Raw genomic sequence first — 20,471 nt, 5'->3', positions numbered from 1 at the left:
GGTCGACCTATGAGCCGCCCAACCAATCCAAGAATCCTTGTCACGGGCATTCCGAGCCATCTGACGCGCCTTATCCAACGTGCGGATAAAGCGCAGGTCCATTACTCGGAAAAACAGCGTGATTCAGAATCCAGGGATAATTTCATCCAGGAGCTGAAGAACATCAGCAATACGGGCAATTATCTAATCGGCGAAGGCGCGATGACGGCGCTGCTACCGACAGCCAAGCACATTCCGTTCTGGCATCTCTACAATTGCGTGAACAATGGAACTGGTCTCGAAGAGGTCAACAAGGAATTTGATATCTGCGTCTTCACTTGCGCAAACCTTCTGCGCAAGGGCTTGTCGGCAGATGCCGAAGCGCTCGTTCTGTCCAAACTCGACATGCCGGTGGTGATGCTTGGTATAGGCATCCAGAACCGTCCTGACATTGAGGGTGAAGACGGCCTGCCAGCGGGCACGAAGAAGCTTTTGGACGTTCTCAAATCCCGCGAACATTATTTTCTCACGCGCGGTGAAAATGCAGCCGGATATCTCCGTGATCAGGGCTTTTCCTATGTCCGTCCGGTCGGTTGTCCGTCGCTTTATTTCCGCCCGGACAATATGCGCAAGGCGATCAGCCGTCTGCCGGATGTGAAAGTGGGTGAGGGGCGCACTGTCTTCACCGGATATATGGGGGCAGAACTTGAAACCATCGGCGACATGAATGCGCTGAGTTCTGATGATGGCCGTTCAGCCTATGTGGTTCAGGACGAACTTCTGCATTTCGATATGCAACTTGAATCCGATGCCAATGGCCGCGCCTACGATTCCACCACTGGCGAACTTGTCGGTCCACTCACCTATAAGGGCTCGGGTGATCTCAAGAAGAAGATCAGCGTTCACGCCTTCCTCGATACAAATCAATGGCGGGCCTGGTGCTCGACCATGGATTTCTCCTTCGGTCGTCGGTTCCATGGCAATGTTATCTCCATGCAGGCTGGTGTGCCGAGCCTGATGGTCGCCGTCGATGACCGTATGCGCGAGATGTTGAACTTCTCCGGTCTGCCGAAGATCGATGCCCGTGATCTTAATGCGGCCAATGACCGGAGGGCATTCGTGAGCGACCACATCGCCGCGATGAACATTCCCGAAGTCATCGAAAACTACTCGGCGCGCGAACGCAATTTCCGAAGCGTGCTTTCAGAAATCGGCATTGGATAACTCTCGATCCAAGCCGGTCTGAAGCAGGCTTCAGATTTTTGTTACTCGCATGTCTCCCAAAACCGGTTCCCACTTTTGGGAGACATGCCTCAACTCCAGCGAAGATGGATCACCATGCGCATAATGATCACCGGCATTCCGTCATATCTGATGCGGACCGTCGAAAGTGTGTCCGGGGCGAGTGTTAAGCATCGCCCCTATTTCGAGCCCATCCGGACTAAGAAGGATGTGATCGATCAGGTCAAGAAGATTGCCAATACGGGCAATTACCTTATCGGCGAGGGCGCGGCGAACGCCGTGCGCGGCCACGATGTTACCTATGTACCGTTCTGGCATCTGGCTAACAGCCTCAACTCACCGGATACCTATGCGAAGTTGAACGAAAGCTTCGATCTCTGCCTGTTTGCCTCAGCCAACCTTTTGCGTCCCGGCTATGCGGCAACGACGGAATCCTTCGTCTTTGAAAAGCTGAATATGCCAATTGTGGTCATGGGCATCGGTATTCAGAAGAAGGAAAATCTGAAAGCGGAGTTGCCGGAAGGCACGCGCCGATTCCTTGAAATTCTGCGCCGCAAGGAGAGTTTCTTCCTCACGCGCGGGCATTTTACCGAGGAGTTTCTCAAAGATGCGGGCATGAAATATGTCCGTCCGACAGGTTGTCCATCGCTTTACTATGCGCCGGACCAGATGAAGCGCTCGTTGACCCGCCTTGCAGATCCAACGCTGGCCGATGCGCAGAAGATCTCCTTCGGCGGTTATCTCGGCAGTGTGGCAGATACGATAGTCGATGCTCATGCGCTGCTCGAAAAGGATAGTGTTGCAAGCTACGTCATTCAGGACGAAGTCATCGTCTACAATATGAATATGGCTGGCGAAGATCATTCCGAAGCCTATGATCAGGCCGCAAGCCGCATCACTGCACCTGTCGATTACAAGCATATGGAAAAATGGCAGCGCAAGAACGAGTTGCTGGTGTTCTTCGACACGCACAAATGGCGCAGCTGGATTTCCAGTCAAGATTTCGGCCTGAGCCGTCGCTTCCATGGCACAATCATCGGTATGCAGTCCGGCGTTCCGGGCTTGATGATTGCCGTCGATGATCGCATGCGGGAGATGCTCGGTTTTATCGGCTTTCCGCATATTGAGGCGAGCGTCTGGAACCGTGAACCGCAGAAGAAAGCTTATCTGCGCGACTTCCTTTCCAAGATAGACGTACCTGCAGCCATCAACCGCTATTCGGAATGCGAGGCCAATTTCAATGGCGCGTTGAAGGATATCGGTATCCGATGATGAAAAGCCGCAAGGGCGTCAGGGGCAAGAAACCGGCAATCGTAGCCTTGCTTGGTGCTGCCTTGCTAGCTATCGCGCCTATTGGTGCCCCTGCCGATACGCGCTTTGGCGTCAACCGGGTCAATATGGCCTGGCTCAAGCCGGCAGAGCGCGAGCAAATCTTCGATCAGATGGTTGAGAACGGTGTGGTGGCGGTTCGGCTGTCACTCACACGACCGCTCGATCAAAGCATTGATGCGGTGCGTCTTGCACATGAGAAGGGCCTGGCCATCCTGCTCGAAATATCGCTCAACAATGCAGACTTCTATCCTGAAGGAACCAAGCCTCGTTCCGGGCGCGGGCGCATATGGGATATGTATCGGCTTTCCGACATATCTCCGGAGCGCTTTCAGCAAGCGGTTGCAGATGCCTTGCAGAAGATTGATGCGTTGGGTGTACCTTTGGTGGCCGTGGAACCCGGAAACGAGATCAACTGGGGGGCTTATAATGGCGATCTTGCCATCCTGCCCAAGGAAAAGATGAAGACCGCACGCTCCTTAGGCGAGATGGAGGAGCTTCCTCTGGTCGAAAAAGGTGCGGAGAAATACGTTGAACTTTTACGCATTGTCCGGGTGGAGCTGGCAAAAACCAGGCACAGCACCAAGGCAAAGGTCGTATCTGCGGGGTTGTCTGATATCCCCTTCATCGATGCCGACCGGCGCGGGATAGACACTGTCGAACCCGGCGACTTTACCGATCTTCTCAAGAAGTATGGTCTCGATGGTGCTGCTGACGGCTATGGCATTCACATCTATCCGGGAAGCAGCGGTACGCGGGCAGCACGTGCAAAGCATATCAACGACGCGCTTTCGTTCTGCGGCGGTACTGATGGCAAGCCCTGCTGGATCACGGAATGGGGCTTCGCCAATACATCAAAGGCCTGTCCAGCCAATGACAATAATCGCGAACAACTGGTCGAGAAGGCACGCGACCGCTTCCGCCAGATGATGGATAGCGGCCAGATCGCAGCCGCTTATTATTTTGATTGGGATGCAAGCACTTACGGTGTGTGGCGTTGCGGTTCGCTGACGCCAGCCGGTAAGGCTGCAACGGTGACGAAATGAAACTCAAGACTGTAATTATTGGTGGTTCCAACACTGTTATGCTGCCCGGCTATCTGCCGACGCTTCTGTCGACGATGGCGAAACGCGGGGTGGAGCTAGATGTCGTTGCTGATCTTGCGGTCGGGGGAACGACCAGCGCGCTTGGCCTTTATCAGCTCAAGCAGTTTGAACAGCTCGAAGAGTGCGAGCTGCTGCTGATCGAATATGCGATCAATGACGCCTTCGTTTATGGCGATGAACGGCGACCGTTTCGCCATTGGGCAAGGTTTTACGAAGGGATCATTCGTTACGCGCTTGAACGCAACCCGAATTTGCGGATTGCAACACTTGTATTTGGCGCGCGCAATGGCTCGTTTCTGAATTCTGTTCCATCGATTGATGCAGGCATCAATTACATCTCGCAATGGTACGGAACGATCTCAGCCGACGTTTCGCGAATGCTGATGCAGCAATATGGTCGTGATGTCGTCAGTAATCCGGCTTTCTATCTTGATCAGGGCCATTATGCGCGCCCTGTTTCGACGACCATTGTTGCGAACTTGATTGCCGATGTTCTCGAACCGGCCTTGTCTGTTCCACATCGTCCTAAAGCACTGCCATTTGCCATTGATCCAGACCACTTCGCCAATGCGCGTGCCCTGAGCGGTGAGCAGTTATGCAAGCGACTGGGTCGCGTTCCGGTCCAATACAGCAATCGCCGCTTCTCGATCTCGGCGCTCGATCTTGGTGCGGACAGGATGCGCTTTGAGGTTGATAACGGACAGTTGCTGGCACTTGGCTATGTCTGCGATCCGCGTATTCCGCCACTGGATGTGGCGATAGGCGGGGAGGTGCATCGCGCGGCAATGATGAAGGGCGGTGTACGCGACGGAACCTACAAATTCCTCGTTTCGATGCTGAGTTTCGAGTTTCTGTATGGCACGAAATTGCTGGATGCACGTGGGAATGTGGCGCTTGTCATGTCAGGTGCTGAAGGCGGAACCGAGCACAAGCTGCATGTTCCCAAAGACAGTGCTCACCACGAGGAACTGCCTGCGGAACCGGTGCTTCCGATAACCGGCATCCTGTTTTCCGGCAATTTGAAAGTCATGTCGCTGGAGAAGAAAGCTGCGGTAGACGCCGTTCTATCGGAAGCTGCTCAATAGGCTGTTATTCAACAAAAATCTTGACGCTGGCGGCTCGCCCGGCAGCATCAACCACAGTCAATGTTGAATAACCGGTTCCATCCGGTTGCCAGTTTGTTGTCCGCCTCCGCTCAATCTCAGCAATGGGTTTGCCATTGGCAAGCCAGCGAAACGGTGCGCGACCGCCTTGCAACTTCAGCACCAGCGGCGATGCATTGTCGGTCAGGGCTTTCAGTTCTACATGCGCGCCATCCGGTGGAAAGACAATACGCGGTGCAGGCTCAATCGTGGCTTTGAGAACCGGCAGCGGATCGCTGCTCGATGAAAAGCGTATCTGCGTTACAGGAAGATCGGCGCGTGCTGTGCGAAATGCGCCAGCAGGCGCACGCGGCAACGGTACGGAAGCAACACCTGAACGCACAAAGGCTTCAAACAGGATGGGCGCTGCCGAAACATAACCAGCAAGGCCCGGCACCGAGCCGCCATCGGCACGCCCGACCCAGACACCCAGCACATAACGCCCGTCATATCCGACCGACCAAGCATCGCGATAGCCATAGGACGTGCCGGTCTTGTAAGCGAGGCCGAGGCGTTTCGCACCTTGCGGCGGCACGACACCGGCCAGAATATCGCCAATCTGCCACGATGCCTGCTCGCTCAGAATAGGAGCCGATGGCTGCACAGGTTCTGAACCTTCGGTGCCGTCACGAAGGGCTGCCCCTCGCCCGCCATTGGCAAGGCCAGTATAGAGCTGCACCAGATCGCGCAGGCTAATGCCCGCGCCACCAAGGCCGATAGCCAGTCCCGGCGCTTCACCTTTCGGCAATTGCAGATTGACCGCCGCCTGACGAATGCGCGTGGTGAGCCGCGCAGGACCGATTGCATCGAGCAAGCTGATGGTCGGCACATTCAGCGACATTTGCAGCGCCTGACGGATGCTGACATCGCCCTGATAGCTCATATCGAAATTGCGCGGACGATAGCCTGCAAAATCCTGCGGGCGGTCTTCGATTATGGTTTCCTGCGCAATCAGTCCTTGCTCGAAGGCCAGCCCATAGATGAAAGGCTTGAGCGTGGAACCGGGCGAGCGCACGGCGCGTGTCATATCGATCCAGCCCTGCCGCTTGCCGTCAAAATAATCAGCGGAGCCGACTTCGCCTAAGATATTGCCGTTGCGACTGTCGGCCAGCACCATGGCGACCGATACTTTTGGCCCAAGCTTCGCAGCAGCTTCGCGTGCCACAACTTCAAGCCCAGCCTGCACCGACTTCTTAAGCGTCAGCTGATGCCGGGCCTCGGTCGGTGCCTGTTTCAAAGCGAGATCGGCAAAGTGAGCGGCCAATGAAGGCAAGGGATGACGCGTAGCGTATATGCGCTCACGCGATGCACGCTCGGCTTCTTCGCTCGTGAAAACATCAGACGAAACCATGCGTTTTAGAACGCGATCCCGTGCGGCAACCGCGTTCGCCATCTCGCGATCCGGGCGGCGGCGCTCCGGCAATTGCGGCAGGGCCACAAGAAGCGCTGCTTCCGATATGCTGAGGCGCAGCGGCTCCTTGCCAAAATAGGCTAATGATGCCGACCGTACGCCTTCCAGATTGCCGCCATAGGGCGCGAGTGTCAGATAACGTTCGAGAATTTCAGATTTGCTCAGCCGTCGCTCAATTTGAACTGCACGCGCCAGCTGGCGGAACTTCGAGCCGAAGCTGCGGCTTTCGCGGGGCTCAATAAGGCGTGCAAGCTGCATGGAAAGTGTGGAACCGCCGGAAACAATACGGCCGCTCCCTGCAAGCTGATACGCGGCCCGAAGAAGCGCTGTGAAATCAATACCGCCATGCTCGTAAAAACGCTTGTCCTCATAGGCGATCAGCATTTTCACGAATTTCGGATCGACATCTTCGATGCGGGTATTCAAACGCCAATAGCCGTCCGGCGTTGCATAGGCGCGCAGCAAAGCGCCGTCGCGATCCATAACTTCGGTGGAAATGGTCAGCCGTTCCGGCAAAGGCGGAGGATAGGCGCGGTCGAGCCAGTCAAGCCCGACCACGGTTCCGAGTGCAGCGATGCCGAGAAACGCGGCACCGCCAATCGCTATTTTCCAACGCCTTTTCATTTGTTTGAGCATGATCTTGTCCGAAAACCGGCTCCCACTTTTCGGGATCATGGCTTACGGTGCCGCCACCTCCATCATGCCTGTCGCCGTGCGCGCTGCAAATTGCGGACGATACATATCCTCAACCGTTGCCGCCGGATGGGTGTAAAGACCCGGCGTCACCGCACGCACAACATAAGCCAGCGTAATCGGATTCTTCTCGCCTGCAGAGCGATCGAAAGCGGCCACAAAACGATCATTGCGGAATTCGAGATGCGCTGCCTGCGTGCTTTCAAGCCATGGGAAATTGCCAAGATCGGCACTGGAAACAAGACCCGGATTGTCGATCTCGAAACCAGCTGGCAGCAGATCGGTCACAAGCAGACGCGACTGCCATTCCTGCAGATCGTCGATTTTCAGAACAACAACATAGCGCTCATTCTGATTGACCCCGGTGACATTGGCCGGCTCGCCATCAAGCGTATAATAAGTGCGCTCGATGTTGAAACCTTCTCCACCCGCAGGCAGTGACTGAGCGGGTGCCGCAACAGCCGTGACGACCGCATCAACCGAACCCTGACCCTTGTTGGTGACGACCAGCGGCTGCGTTTCAAGGGCTGCACCATTGAGACGCTCGGAGAACGCCCCCTGATGCGCTGTGCCATTGATGTCGAGGCTGATTGCGCCATTGTCATCCTGAAGCCCGCGTGCTGCAAGCAGCATCCATGCCTGATCCTGCGTGCTGAGATAACGTGCCTTTTCGCGCTGGAACTCGACCAGTGTAATCAGCGATGGCAGCACTTTCGGCGCAGGCTTGGTTTCTGACGCAAGAGCCAGCATTGCCGCGCCATCACGCAGCGGCGAACCATAATCGGAGCGATTATAGTCGTAGCTGGACTGGCTGGTTGCGAGCTGGAGCGACGCATTGAACACGCGTTCCGAACGCGGCTGATCACCATAAAGGGCAAGTGCTGCACCAAGCTGGGCAACGGCCATCGGGCTTGCAAAGTTTTCAAGCTGGGTATCGGCAAAGTAACGCAGATCGCCAACAGAAGCCTTCTTGTTGCGTGCCAGAACATAGAGCGCATAGGCAATGTCGTTGCCGCGTTCCTTGACGTCGGTGGTATAGCCGAGCGCATTTTGCAGATTAGAAAGTGCGGACAGCATCGCCTGCTGCGGCACGTCATAGCCCTTTTCGCGGGCACGCGTCAGGAAGTCAGTCACATAGGCGTCCATCCAGAGATCACCCGATCCCGGCGACCAGAGGCCAAACGAACCACTCGAAGACTGGTTGTTGAGCACGCGGAAGATGGAATCCTGTACGCGCTTTTTAAGTTCTTCCTGACTTTCCAGACCCGCTGCCGCTTCCGTACCTGCAGCCATTTCGCTCAAATAAAGCAGCGGCAGTGCGCGGCTGGTGGTCTGCTCTGTGCAGCCATAAGGATAGCGGTCGAGCGCCATCAACAAAGCTGGCACATCAAATGCGGCACTTCGCGTTACACCAACGCTGACAAAAGCACCATCAAGCAGGCTTTCAGACAGAAGGCCGCCATCGACTCGCACACTTCCGCCATTGGCCGTGAGATTGACGACATGGCGGCTCGTGACCGGCAGATCGACCGGACGCACCGGCAATGCCAAAGCCTGTTCAACATTGAGGCCTGCATCGTTGGAAAGCCGGATCGTCACACCACCCGCACCCGTGGCCACAGCATTGAGTGGAACGGTGATCGACTGCCGCTTGCCACCTTTAAGCGCGATGCTTTCAGGATAAGAGCCAACCTCAACACCGAGATTATCGGTGGTCTCAAGGCTCACACGATAATCGCCGTCCGGTGCATCCGTATTGGCAATATCGAAGCGGATATTGGCCTGATCGCCAGGGGCCATGAAGCGTGGCAGACCAGCGGTGATGACCACAGGATCGCGGATGATGACATCGGTCACCGCATGGCCAACAGCCTTCTTGGTCCATGCCACCGCCATGACGCGCGCGGTGCCGTTGAACTGCGGTATGTCGAAAGTAATTGTTGCCTTGCCGTCACTGTCGAGTTCAACCGGACCGGAGAACAGCGCAACCAGCTTTTCGGTGGGCGGGCTGCCTTCCGCTGCCATATTGCCACCATCGCCACCTGTGCGCAGCTTGCCGGTGACGCCGAGCGAACCATCGATCAGGCGACCATACATATCGCGCATTTCAAGGCCCAGCTGACGCTGGCCGAAGAACCAGTTTTCAGGGTTCGGCGGCTGATAGCGTGTCAGATTAAGAATGCCGACATCGACTGCCGCGACCATGACATAGGCCTGTTCGCCACCCGCATTTTCAACCGAAACCGGGATGGAAAGTGTGGAACGCGGCGTGATCTTTTCAGGCGGGGTCAGCTTGACAGCAAGCTGCTTGTCGGCAGGATCGACCTTCAGCCATTTAAGACCAATCGCACGGGCTGGCATACGGCTTTCAATAGCCTCACCCGGACGGAACAGCGTTGCCGTTACATAGGCGCCCGCACCCCAATCCTCACCCACCGGAATATCGATGGTCGTGCCACCTTCCGGCACGCTTGCGGTGATTGTCTTAAGCAGCTTCTCCGCACCAATGGTGATGAGCAACTCACCCGCAAAACGCGGGGAGATTTTCAGTTCTGCCGTGTCACCTGCCGCATAATGTTCCTTGTCGAGCGCGATTTCGAGCCCGTCCGGCGTTTCGGTCGAGGTTGAGCTGACAAACCAGCCTGCATCGAATTCATAGCTTGTGGCCGGGCCCGAAGCATCAGCTGTTTCGATTTCCAGACGGTAACGGCCCCAATCGACCGGCAGACTGATTTCAGCCTCGCTATCGGTTGTAAGGTCAATCTTGCCGTTGGCAATCGCCTTGGTGAAAGTGACCGGCTCATAGTTCCAGCTGTTGCCACTGCGATACCACTGATAATTACGCTCGATCTTGACCAGCGACCATTGTGCGCCATCAAGCGCCTTGCGATCACCCTTGCTGTCAGAGGCGATCAGGCTGAACTTTGCAGTTCCGCCCTGCGGAACTTCATCGCCAGCAAAATCCGGGCGAATGCCGATGAGATCAGTTTCCGGCTGAATGGCCACATCGATCTTACGCTCAACGGCACGACCACCGGTTTCGCGCATACGAACGGTCACGGCTGCGTTTACGAGACGCGTCGTTGACGGCATTTCATCGACTGTAACCGGGAAAGTCGCTTTGCCATTGTCATCGACTTTTGACAGGCCATCGAGCGGCAGGCGCGTGGCTTCGCCCTGTTCTTCATCGGCGAGGCCGAAATAATAGCCCTTGAAACGGTCCCACTGACGCTTGGTCGAAAGCGTGACTTCGCCTTCAAGCGCAAGACCGGCGGCAGGTGCGCCATAGAGGAAACGACCGTCCACGGTGATATTGGCGGTTTCGCCAACAGCGATTTCCGGCTTGTCAGACGTCAGATCGAACTCGATCCGGTCCGGCACGAAATCTTCAACCAGGAACATCTGCGTGGCAATCGCTGGCTGCTTGGGATCGGTATAGACCGAAACGTTCCAGGTGCCGCGCATGGCGTTCGACGGCAAGGTCAGGTCGATGGCATGACCACCGGCCAGTTTGCTGTCGGAAACAAGACGGCGATCTTCCACGCCATCGGGACGCGTAAAGATGAAGGTGAGCGGCAGATCATCGATTGCGGTTGCGGTGTCGTCACGCGCAAGCGCGCCTACATGCACAACTTCGCCCGCACGGTAGATACCGCGCTCTGTCCATGCATAAAGATCAAGCGCTTTCGGCACGGCACGGCCCGTCACACCACGATCTGAAAGATCGAAACCGGCGCGCGCCATATCGAGGAATGTGAAATCCTCATCATCGCTACTTGCCATCAGCACCGCTGGCACCATGCCGTCTGTGCCACGTGTCAGTCCCGGCGTAAACGTCGCACGGCCATCGCTGTCGGTGGTCGCTTCGCCCAGCACTTCATTGTTGCGTGCAAGCAGCGTCAGCTTCACGCCTTTAAGCGGCTCTGCGCTTTCCAGCGAACGAGCAAACACATTGATGCCGTCCTGTCCGGTATAGGTCGAAAGGCCGATGTCGGAAACGACAAACCACTGCGTTGCCTTGGTGCCATATTCATCATCGGACTTCTGAACCAGCGGCTCGGCGGTCAGCACATAGACGCCGGGCTTGCGTTCCGGCAGCGCTTCATCAACCGGGAAACTGGTCGTCACTTCCTTGTTCAGCTCATTGCCTGCAACCTCGATCTCACCTTCCCAGACAGGCGCACCCATCTGATCGGAAACCGTGCTGATGTCGTAGCTGTCCAACTGGCGCAGGAACTGATAGCCGGAGAGAAGCTGTGCCAGCGAACGGTCGCCGACGCGGTAGAGCTTGACCTTGGCTGTGCTCAAATTGACGCTGACCAGCGGAATGCCGCGACGGGCTTTCGCAGGCAGCACGAAGCTGTCGCCGGTAAAGCGCACCGATGGCGCGCGGTCCTGCACATAGATCGAAAGATTGACCGGAGCTGGCAGCACTTCGCCAACAGCCGATGGCAGGCCCTGACGAAAAGTCACCGTATAATTGCGGCCATGTTCCAGACCCTCGACGCAAATCTGGCGGTCCTTGGCGTCAACAGCTTTTGGCGCGCCATTATCGAGCGTAACGAAGCTCGAATAATCGACACCGCTTTTCACCAGTTCTTCCGAGAACTGCGCGCAGATGCGCGGCGCGGCATTATCATTATCGACCGTATTATTGACGATGCGGAAGCCTTTGCGGGCCTTCAGATCTTCATAGGCGTCACGAACGGATGCGGAATTGACGAGATCAAGGCTCGCTTCATAAGCCTGCAAGGCCGGGCGCGATGCATCGCGCTTTTCGAGTGCCTGCGCCATGACGGCAAGCGCTTGCGCGCGCTCATCCTTGGTGCGTGAGGTCTGGTAGGCAAACCACGAGGCCGACGTCGCATCGCGCTGGAATTTGGAGCGTTCCTGACCATTAGACGGCTCGGTCGCAAGCGCTGACAGTGCATATCCGGCCCAGATTTCGCTTTCGTCCGGCGACATGCTGGCAGCCAAGCGGAATTTTTCCATTGCCGTGCGCGGATCGCCATTCATGCCAGCAGCGCCTGCTTCATTGCGCAGATCGCGCAGGCTGTCAGAGCTTTCAAGGCCGCTGATTTCGCGCTTCAGACGGCGGGCTTCATCAACCAGATTGGTGGCAAAGAACGAGATGCTGGGTGGGGCACCGATATCTTCAACTTCACGCGCGGCTGCGGATTGCGTTACGACCTTGCCCGCAATGGAGCCAATGGACTGATTGAGCTTGTTGAAATCAGATTTCAAGAAGCACCATTTCACCTTCGGATTATAGGTGAAGGCGAGGCATGCATTGTCGCCCAGACAAATGCCTTTGCACTGGTCGAGCGAAACATTCTTCTCCGTACGCAAGTCGAAGCCGAAATAATCACTATCTTTGGTAATCTCTATCCGCCGGGTTTCGGCAGCCTGTGTCGTGTATGGAACTGCCGACAGACAGGCTGCGACCGCAAAAGCCGATAAAAGCCGGTTGAAACCAATACGCATTTGCATCCCCTCACGACGACCGGTGCCATTTCTAATTCTATTAGAAAAGGCAAAAAGAATTCGGCTCATGTGAAGCCTCACCGCGACAAACTGTCAAGGCGAATAGGGGATATCTACAACTATTAGGATAACTCTAGGGGAAAGTGCGTTCTGCGAGATAATACGTGCATCGCAGAACGTAGCCAGTACTTCAGATGACACCGCCATTGGCACGCAATGTCTGGCCGTTTACCCAGCCGCCATCCGGTCCAGCCAGGAATGCGACTACCGCCGCGATATCTTCCGGTGTGCCGAGACGTTCAAGCGGGCTCATTTTGGCCATGCGCGCGATCAGTTCTTCAGACTTTCCATCCAGAAAAAGATCGGTCGCCGTGGGGCCGGGCGCAATGGCATTGACGGTTATGTTTCGCCCGCGCATTTCCTTGGCCATGATGGCTGTCAACATTTCAACTGCGGCCTTGGTTGCGGCGTAGATACCGTAATTTTCCAGTTTCAAGCCAACGACGGTAGTGGAAAAATTGATGATACGCCCATTGTCGCGAAGACGTTTTCCGGCCTCCCGCATGGTATTGAAGGTGCCCTTGAGGTTGACTGCGACAAGATTATCGAAATCAGCGTCTTCAGTCTTGGCAATAGGTGAGAGGGCCATAATCCCGGCATTGTTGACGAGAACATCTACGCCGCCGAACACGTCTTCGGCAGCATCGAACATTCTCTTTACTGCGGCGGGATCGGAAACATCTGCCTGTGCTGCTCGCGCAATGCCGCCGGAAGCCTCGATTTTGCTAACCACTGCATCAGCAAGAGCGGCATTGCCTGCATAATTGACGATAACGATAAAGCCATCGCGGCCCAGCCTTTCGGCAATAGCCGCGCCGATACCGCGCGATGCTCCAGTGACGATGACAACCTTGCTTTTCGTATTGGACATTGTCCTCTCCGTTCGCGTGATTTGATTTTGTGCAACCCACAGCAAGATTGCACTTTTCTGCATCCGCTTAATCGGGCATTATTTGTCATCACTATCCGAAAATACCGAACAGTGAGATGGACAGATTTGACGCGATGCGGGTGTTCACCCGCGTAATGGAACGGCGCAGTTTCACTCTGGCGGCGGAAGATCTCGGGATACCCCGTTCAACGGTTACGGACGCGATCAAGCAGCTTGAAAAGCGCTTGGGCGCACAGATGTTTCTGCGAACCACACGTCATGTCAATCCGACGCTTGACGGTCAGGCATATTATCAGCGCTGCATAGAAATTATCGCCAATGTTGAAGATGCAGAAGGCGGATTTTCGGGGGCAACCCCCAGAGGCTTGCTGCGCGTAGAAGTGCAGGGGACGCTTGCGCGTCATTTTCTCCTGCCGGAGTTACCAGCCTTTCTGGAGAAATATCCGGAGATTGAATTCTATATGACCGAGGGGGACAGGTTCGTTGACCCAGTTCGGGAAGGTATTGATTGCGTACTGCGCGTCGGCGCATTGCAGGATAGTGACATGATTGCCCGGCGTGTTACGACGCTGGAAGAAATCACCGTTGCATCCCCTTCTTATATCGCGCGATTTGGACATCCCAAACATCCAGATGATCTGGCCGTTGGTCATCGGATGATCGGTTTCAGGACCAGCGGTAGTATTGCGCCTATGCCATTGGAATTTATGGTCGAAGGCAGGTTACGGACAGTCACGATTCCAGCGCCTGTAACGGTCAATGCCGCTGAAAGCTATACAGCCAATGCCTGCTTGGGGCTCGGCATTATTCAGATACCCCGTTATCACGCGATGAAACATATCGCTGGTGGAAAATTGGTGTCGATACTCACTGCTTATCCTCCAAGCCCGTCACCTGTATCCGTTGTATATCCACGCGATCGGCAGCTTTCTCCACGCGTGAGGGTATTCATCGATTGGCTTGTCGCAATATTTGCCCAACAGAATAGCGGGGACTGTTAACCTCCTATTAAGAATATGGAACAAGCGGCGCTTTTACGTGTTAGAATAGAAGCTGCAGAGATGCAGGATGCACATCGCTACGCACCATGGGAGGGAGGGCAGAGATGAGCAATATTCTATTCTGGACCGCTTTGGTAATCGTGCCAGTGCTTTTGGGTACTGCCTATGCCTATCTGCAATCGATCCGGCATAGGGACGATTTCTAGAAGCTGAAAAATAACTTCAGTGTGGTTTGTCTGGCCTGGTTGAAATCAAGTCAGATGTTTTTGTTTGCAAAGACGTTGCGCTTATCACACTGCGATTCTTTACTGATTTTCAGATTCAATCAATTTGCTTCCCTATGTCGCGTCAGGCGTATAGTGGAGAGCCGCGTTGCATGTACTTTTTTTCCGACAAAGTTAATGCCTATCTCAATGTGAAATCTTTGACTTCATACAATTGTAGATTGCTTCTTATTTGATAAATCAATCATTGGTAGCTGTTTTTATGTCCCCGCATATTCCCCTATTCAGGGGGATTTTGACAAATTTTCTAATAAAATTAATATTTTATAGGTGTAAGTATATGCGATAGCGGTTTACTCAGCATGAATATACTCCATATTGAGGCGTTCCACGCGGTTGTTTTATTTGTTTGATTATCCTTGGTTTTACAGAAGTAGTTTTATTTTCCATCTGATATTTTGCGTTGCCTAATGAAAGAAAATGCCCTTCTATTGTTACGAGTAATGCATTGCTAGTAACTGAGGGGTTTCAATGCATCGTCGCAGCGTTGGCTTTAGCGCGTTTCATTTTTTATCGAGTACGGCGCTGATTTCTTTGGGCGCCGCCTTGCTGCACGGCACCCCTTCCTTGGCTGCATGTTCGTTCTCTCCAACGCTCGGCGATGACACATTCATCTGCGATAGCGGCACATCTTCCGGTGGCCTTGCCGATACTGGCGGCAACAACACATTGCTTTTGCCATCTGGAGGAGCAGGAACCATAAGCGGGGATGTTGTCTTCGGCTCCGGCGTTGATCGTGTGGAAGTCCATTCCGGTTCGATCGTGGGGAATGTCAATCAGGGTGACGGTCTCAACAGTTTCCTCATTACGGGTGGAAATGTCACGGGCAACGTTCGTCAAGGAAACGATATTGACGAATTCCGCATAACGGGCGGCGAGATTGGTTCGCTCAATCAGGGCAATGGTTACGACCGTTTTTTCATGTCGGGCGGGCGTATCGTCGATGCCTTTGACGACGGTGACTATGCCGTGATGACTGATGGGCGTATCGGACGTGTTAATCTCAAGCTCGACAATAACTATTTCAATATGTCCGGCGGAACCATTGACCGCAATCTTATTGCAGGGCTTGGCAACGATACGATTATCGTTTCGGGTGGCATGATTGGCGGCAACATAAGTATCAGTAGCGGAACCGACAGTGTCACCATGACGGGTGGAACAGTCGCGGGCGACGTCCTGCTTGGTTTCGGTAACGATCAGTTCTCTTGGAACGGCGGCGGTATAATCTATGGGGCGATTGATCTCGGCCCGGATAATGATACCGCAATTCTCACCAACCTCACGGATGCCAATATTGGCGCAACCAAACAGCTTACCGGTGGTGCGGGGACCGATGTTCTCACGTTCAATAATGTAAAGACGGGAAAAGTCGCCCGTTTTGATAGCTGGGAAACGATCAATCTTACCGATGACACACGTCTTCTTTTCGATAGCGCTCTCACGTTGGGCGACGCCGGAACAGGGACAGGGGTGCTCAACATAGACGCGACGAGTACGGTCTATGGCGGTGCGGCAAAGGGCGGTGTAAATCCGTTCGCGGCAGGACAACTGGCCAATGTTTTCAATGCCGGGCGCATTGATTTGACCAATGGCGGAACCAGCGTCGCTGACACATTTACGATCAAGGGCAACTATGACGGCCAGAACGGTCTTCTGTTCGTAGACACAGTACTCGCTTCCGACAGCGCACCTTCGGACAAGCTTGTGATCGATGCGGGCGTTGCATCGGGTAATACAAGCATCGCCGTCACGAATGTTGGTGGCGCAGGCGCTGCGACGAATGCCGACGGTATCATGGTTGTGCAGGCGTTGAATGGTGCCTCGACTAACCAGAACGCATTTTCTTTGAATGGTCGTGCGGCTGCCGGCGCTTACGAATACTTTCTGTTCAAGGGCGGTGTATCGGCAAATACGACTGAGAACTGGTATCTGAGATCCACATTGGTTCATGGAAGTGAACCGCCTGCCTCGACAGGCGGAACTTCCGTTACACCGGAAGAACCTGAAACGACTGCTCCACCCCCTGCACTTGAGCAGCCGCCAGCAACCTTGCCAGCCGATCCGGACACAGAAACTCCGGTGACTGAAGGTGCCATCGCTCCTGAAGCTCCGCCACCGCCAGATTCGGCAGAAGCGCCTCATCCCCCGAATAATGCGATAGGGCAGCAGCACGAGGTTGGCCTTCCATTTGATGGAGCAGTTCCGCCTTCTCCGGGAGCTACACGGGTTCAGGGCGACGTAGTGCCGCTTTATCGTGTGGAAGTGCCAGTCTATTCGGCTTTGCCGCCAGTGGCACACCATCTGGCACTTTCCACGCTCGGTACGTTTCATGAGCGTCGCGGTGAGCAGGATTTGCTGGACACCGCCGGCTATCTGCCTGCGAGCTGGGGCAGAGTCTTCGGGCAGGATGTCGACATGAAATGGCGGGGGACAATTGCACCGGGCCTCGATGGAAAGCTCTTTGGTATTCAGGCGGGACAGGATATTCTTGGTCGCGAAACGGGTGGCGGACATTCTGACCGTTTCGGCCTGTTCTTCGGCTATTCCCGCGCAACAGGTGACATTACCGGGCAAGCGCTCGGCTGGAATGATCTCGCAGTTGGTGATCTCGAAGTTACAGGTACAAGTTTCGGTGGGTACTGGACTCATATCGGGCCACAGGGCTGGTATCTTGACGCCATACTTATGGGAACCTGGTTCGGTGGTGATGCAGCCTCGAATGCGGGCCAGAGTATCGATCTCGACGGGCAAGGGGTTACGGCTTCGCTCGAAGGGGGCTATCCTGTTGCCCTGAGCGAAAACTGGACACTGGAACCGCAGGCGCAATTGATATGGCAGCGCCTTTCGCTCGACGATCAGGCGGATCGATATTCTTCGGTAGAGTTTGATACAAATGATGCTTGGACGGGGCGGATCGGGTTCAGACTGCAAGGCAGGCAGGAAACATCGGTCGGAAAATTGCGACCGTATCTAAAAGCCAATCTATGGCAGAATTTTTCGGCGGATCAGACTGTGCGTTTTGCCACTGATCCGATTGTGACCGATCTCAAAGGTACGTCGCTGGAACTGGGTGGCGGACTGACCTTGGATATCACCGAGAAAGCCAGTCTGTTTGCGACAGCTGATTATACGACCAATCTTGGCGGGGAGCGCAGCCGGATATGGGAAGGCAATTTGGGGCTGAATGTAAAGTGGTAAAAACAATGGTGATCGAAATCAATCGCCAGATTTCAGAGGAGGGAACAACGACAATGGGTAGACGTGCATACGAAAAGCTCGCGAGAATATGTGCATCCCTGAACACTTCCGAGCAAGAGTTGGCGCACTCTCTCGGTATCTCGCGAGTTGCGCTGAAGGCGATAGATCGCACAGACGCGCCTCTCTATCTGCGGTTGGCATTAGCTGCTCTGGTATCAGAAATGAATCCTGATGAAGTGCTGAACTCCAAACGCGAAGGTTCAGAATTGGAAGCACCTCGACAGCTCTTGTCGGTGAGGTAATCATCAAAAGTTATGGGTTTCAAAGGTGTTGTGGTGGCAAAATCTTTCGCCTTGCTTCTTTTGACTGGACTGCTTTGTTTTCCGCAATTGGCTGCCGCGTCTTGTACGCGAGCAGCCGGTGCTGCGGATATGATGACGCAGCGCCAGCTTTCGGCACTGCGCGCGCTGGAACGCAGTCGAGGTTGCAAGGGCGGGGACGAGCGCGGTGGTTTTTTCAATCCTTGTCGCGATCTTTCGCAGCGAATAGCTGAAATACAGCGGCAGCTTTCGTCCAGTTCGCTTTCTTCCCGTTCTTGTGGTGAGCAGCCCGGTGCCAGTCAAACCACAAAGGTGAAGCTTGATCGACCAAAGATGTCGGCGGTTGCAACGAACAGCAAACCATGGGTGCCGAACGGCATCAAAGGCGCTTTGACTTACTGTGTTCGTTTGTCGGATGGCTATCTGTTTCCCACCCCGCATTCTCAATTTCAGAAATCTGACAATGTGGCGGAAACGATGGCACAATGCCGGTTCATCTGTCAGGGGCAGAATGTCGATCTCTATGTTCTGAACGACCCGAACGGTGAGACAGCCGATATGGTGTCAGTCTCGAATGGCAAACCCTATATCGAGTTGCCCACTGCCTACAATTATCAGGGTAGCAGCGAATTCCAGAAATGTGATTGGGCTGGCTATATCGGCAAGATCAGCGAGTTGCGCGCCAATAACAGAGGCGGTCGAGCACTCAAGAATGTGGTTGTTCCCATGCCGGATACGCGTCCCGCGCGTAACGATGTTGTCAGTGTTTCAACTGCGTCTTTCGCACCCATAACCGACCGCAACGTGCGCATAGTCGGCTCTGCTTTCATTTTTGATGAAGGTGGGGAGAACGTGAAGCCTTCTGTATATTGACGGTGCGACCTTCATTCTCCCACGGTCAATTTGAATGAGACGTGTCGCGATTGAGACTGAACAGCTCGCTGTCAGTCTGTAACCTCCGTGAAACGGGCATTTTCAATTCATGCCCGGAAACTATCGATCATTGCATTGCTTGAAATCTGTCAGTGTTGTTCGACCTGGAGGAGGTAGACATGAGCAAGAACCGTGGTGTCGTTTATTTGCGGCCCGGGACAGTCGAAGTACGCGATATTGAAGATCCAGCGTTGGCGGCACCTGATGGGAGGAAGCTGGGGCATGCCGTCATACTGAAGGTGATCTCGACCAATATTTGTGGTTCCGACCAGCATATGGTTCGAGGACGCACCACTGCGATGCCCGGCCTTGTGTTGGGTCATGAAATCACGGGCGAAATCATAGAGAAGGGCAGCGATGTCGAGATGCTCGACGTGGGCGATATCGTCTCGGTGCCGTTTAACGTTGCTTGTGGACGCTGCCGCTGCTGTAAATCCCAGGACACTGGTGTCTGCCTGACGGTCAATCCATCGCGTGCTGGTGGCGCCTATGGATATGTTGACATGGGCGGGTGGATTGGCGGGCAGGCACGCTACGTCATGGTGCCCTACGCTGATTTCAATCTGCTCAAGTTTCCTGATCGTGAACAGGCGATGGAAAAAATCCGCGACTTGACCATGCTTTCCGACATCCTGCCGACGGGCTTCCATGGCGCGGTCAAGGCCGGCGTCGGGGTTGGTTCCGTTGTGTATGTCGCAGGCGCGGGACCGGTCGGTCTTGCCGCTGCTGCTTCAGCACGTATTCTGGGCGCTGCGGTTGTCATGATTGGCGATTTCAACAAAGAGCGCCTCGATCACGCTCGAAAAGTTGGCTTCGAACCTATCGATCTTTCGGCAAGCGACCGCCTTGGCGATATGATTGCTGAGGTCACAGGCAGCAATGAAGTCGACAGCGCGATCGATGCCGTCGGTTTCGAGGCGCGGGGACATAGTGGCGGTGAGCAACCGGCAATCGTGTTGAACCAGATGATGGAGATAACTCGTCCAGCCGGGGCAATCGGTATTCCGGGACTTTATGTCACCGAAGATCCGGGCGCCGTCGATAACGCTGCGAAACAAGGTAGTCTTTCGCTGCGGTTCGGCCTCGGTTGGGCCAAGGCGCAGTCGTTCCATACCGGACAGACCCCCGTTTTGAAGTATAATCATCAGTTGATGCAAGCGATCCTTCATGGGCGCTTGAACATCGCCGAAATCGTAAACGCTCAGGTCATTTCACTTGAGGATGCAGCGAAGGGCTATGAAAGCTTCGATCAGGGTGCTGCGAAGAAATTCGTGCTCGATCCGCATGGCCTTTTGAATAAGGCTGCCTGATTTAAGTCTATTTCGAAAAGCGAAAGGACGTCCTCGCGGGCGTCCTTTTTGTTTGCGGCTTACGCAATCTGTAACGTTACAGAT

Annotated in this window: 12 protein-coding genes; 9 read left to right on the top strand and 3 right to left on the bottom strand. The window is 54.7% G+C overall.

Annotated features, from left to right (window positions below):
• The first annotated feature begins 9 nt into the window (after nt 1–9).
• The 4 genes from F9K91_RS14540 to F9K91_RS14525 all read left to right on the top strand — a co-directional run bounded on the left by F9K91_RS14540 (nt 10) and on the right by F9K91_RS14525 (nt 4,741).
• Nucleotides 10–1,203, top strand: coding sequence for a polysaccharide pyruvyl transferase family protein (locus F9K91_RS14540; protein ID WP_151555823.1), 1,194 nt, complete (start codon nt 10–12; stop codon nt 1,201–1,203).
• A gap of 114 nt (nt 1,204–1,317) precedes the next feature.
• Entirely contained in the window at nt 1,318–2,493 is a 1,176-nt protein-coding gene (locus tag F9K91_RS14535) for a polysaccharide pyruvyl transferase family protein (protein WP_151678050.1), read from the top strand.
• Nucleotides 2,493–3,596 carry a glycosyl hydrolase gene (locus F9K91_RS14530; protein WP_412842167.1) on the top strand — a complete coding sequence of 368 codons (1,104 nt, stop codon included), beginning with the start codon at nt 2,493–2,495 and terminating at the stop codon, nt 3,594–3,596. The genes F9K91_RS14535 and F9K91_RS14530 overlap by 1 nt, the downstream gene beginning before the upstream one ends.
• A complete protein-coding gene (locus tag F9K91_RS14525; protein WP_151678048.1) occupies nt 3,593–4,741 on the top strand; it encodes an SGNH/GDSL hydrolase family protein in 1,149 nt (382 codons plus the stop codon). The genes F9K91_RS14530 and F9K91_RS14525 overlap by 4 nt, the downstream gene beginning before the upstream one ends.
• 4 nt (nt 4,742–4,745) lie before the next feature.
• Here the strand turns inward: F9K91_RS14525 and pbpC are convergent, their stop codons facing one another.
• The 3 genes from pbpC to F9K91_RS14510 all read right to left on the bottom strand — a co-directional run bounded on the left by pbpC (nt 4,746) and on the right by F9K91_RS14510 (nt 13,317).
• Nucleotides 4,746–6,845 (bottom strand): penicillin-binding protein 1C, encoded by a 2,100-nt coding sequence (gene pbpC / locus F9K91_RS14520; protein WP_151678047.1) that lies wholly within the window; start codon nt 6,843–6,845, stop codon nt 4,746–4,748.
• A 42-nt stretch (nt 6,846–6,887) separates the two neighbouring features.
• Nucleotides 6,888–12,392 (bottom strand): alpha-2-macroglobulin family protein, encoded by a 5,505-nt coding sequence (locus F9K91_RS14515; RefSeq protein ID WP_151678046.1) that lies wholly within the window; start codon nt 12,390–12,392, stop codon nt 6,888–6,890.
• Nucleotides 12,393–12,576: 184 nt separating this feature from the next.
• The gene (locus F9K91_RS14510; RefSeq protein ID WP_151678045.1) at nt 12,577–13,317 is read right to left on the bottom strand and encodes an SDR family oxidoreductase; all 741 of its coding nucleotides are present in this window, start codon (nt 13,315–13,317) and stop codon (nt 12,577–12,579) included.
• Nucleotides 13,318–13,433: 116 nt separating this feature from the next.
• On the opposite strand from F9K91_RS14510, the gene F9K91_RS14505 reads away from it, so the two are divergent.
• From F9K91_RS14505 to fdhA, 5 genes are all read left to right on the top strand, one after another.
• Nucleotides 13,434–14,339: a LysR family transcriptional regulator gene (locus F9K91_RS14505; RefSeq protein ID WP_151678044.1), complete on the top strand. Its 906-nt coding sequence runs from the start codon at nt 13,434–13,436 to the stop codon at nt 14,337–14,339.
• A gap of 755 nt (nt 14,340–15,094) precedes the next feature.
• A complete protein-coding gene (locus F9K91_RS14500) occupies nt 15,095–17,824 on the top strand; it encodes an autotransporter domain-containing protein (protein WP_151678043.1) in 2,730 nt (909 codons plus the stop codon).
• 5 nt (nt 17,825–17,829) lie between these two features.
• Nucleotides 17,830–18,126 (top strand): hypothetical protein, encoded by a 297-nt coding sequence (locus F9K91_RS14495; protein WP_235913013.1) that lies wholly within the window; start codon nt 17,830–17,832, stop codon nt 18,124–18,126.
• Between the two features lie 129 nt (nt 18,127–18,255).
• Nucleotides 18,256–19,017 (top strand): DUF2865 domain-containing protein, encoded by a 762-nt coding sequence (locus F9K91_RS14490; protein ID WP_235913011.1) that lies wholly within the window; start codon nt 18,256–18,258, stop codon nt 19,015–19,017.
• A gap of 179 nt (nt 19,018–19,196) precedes the next feature.
• A complete protein-coding gene (gene fdhA / locus F9K91_RS14485) occupies nt 19,197–20,387 on the top strand; it encodes a formaldehyde dehydrogenase, glutathione-independent (RefSeq protein ID WP_151678042.1) in 1,191 nt (396 codons plus the stop codon).
• The last annotated feature ends 84 nt before the right edge of the window (nt 20,388–20,471 follow it).

The sequence above is a fragment of the Brucella tritici genome, from assembly GCF_008932295.1.
Taxonomy (GTDB): Bacteria; Pseudomonadota; Alphaproteobacteria; order Rhizobiales; family Rhizobiaceae; genus Brucella; species Brucella tritici.
Note: the sequence above shows the minus strand (reverse complement) of the source record. Positions and strands in the feature narration are given on the sequence as shown.

Excerpts from the sequence above, each read along its gene's own strand:
- F9K91_RS14540 (WP_151555823.1), top strand. The coding sequence starts at position 10 with ATGAGCCGCCCAACCAATCCAAGAATCCTTGTCACGGGCATTCCGAGC.
- F9K91_RS14535 (WP_151678050.1), top strand. The coding sequence starts at position 1,318 with ATGCGCATAATGATCACCGGCATTCCGTCATATCTGATGCGGACCGTC.
- F9K91_RS14530 (WP_412842167.1), top strand. The coding sequence starts at position 2,493 with ATGAAAAGCCGCAAGGGCGTCAGGGGCAAGAAACCGGCAATCGTAGCC.
- F9K91_RS14525 (WP_151678048.1), top strand. The coding sequence starts at position 3,593 with ATGAAACTCAAGACTGTAATTATTGGTGGTTCCAACACTGTTATGCTG.
- pbpC (WP_151678047.1), bottom strand. The coding sequence starts at position 6,845 with ATGCTCAAACAAATGAAAAGGCGTTGGAAAATAGCGATTGGCGGTGCC.
- F9K91_RS14515 (WP_151678046.1), bottom strand. The coding sequence starts at position 12,392 with ATGCAAATGCGTATTGGTTTCAACCGGCTTTTATCGGCTTTTGCGGTC.
- F9K91_RS14510 (WP_151678045.1), bottom strand. The coding sequence starts at position 13,317 with ATGTCCAATACGAAAAGCAAGGTTGTCATCGTCACTGGAGCATCGCGC.
- F9K91_RS14505 (WP_151678044.1), top strand. The coding sequence starts at position 13,434 with ATGGACAGATTTGACGCGATGCGGGTGTTCACCCGCGTAATGGAACGG.
- F9K91_RS14500 (WP_151678043.1), top strand. The coding sequence starts at position 15,095 with ATGCATCGTCGCAGCGTTGGCTTTAGCGCGTTTCATTTTTTATCGAGT.
- F9K91_RS14495 (WP_235913013.1), top strand. The coding sequence starts at position 17,830 with ATGGTGATCGAAATCAATCGCCAGATTTCAGAGGAGGGAACAACGACA.
- F9K91_RS14490 (WP_235913011.1), top strand. The coding sequence starts at position 18,256 with ATGATGACGCAGCGCCAGCTTTCGGCACTGCGCGCGCTGGAACGCAGT.
- fdhA (WP_151678042.1), top strand. The coding sequence starts at position 19,197 with ATGAGCAAGAACCGTGGTGTCGTTTATTTGCGGCCCGGGACAGTCGAA.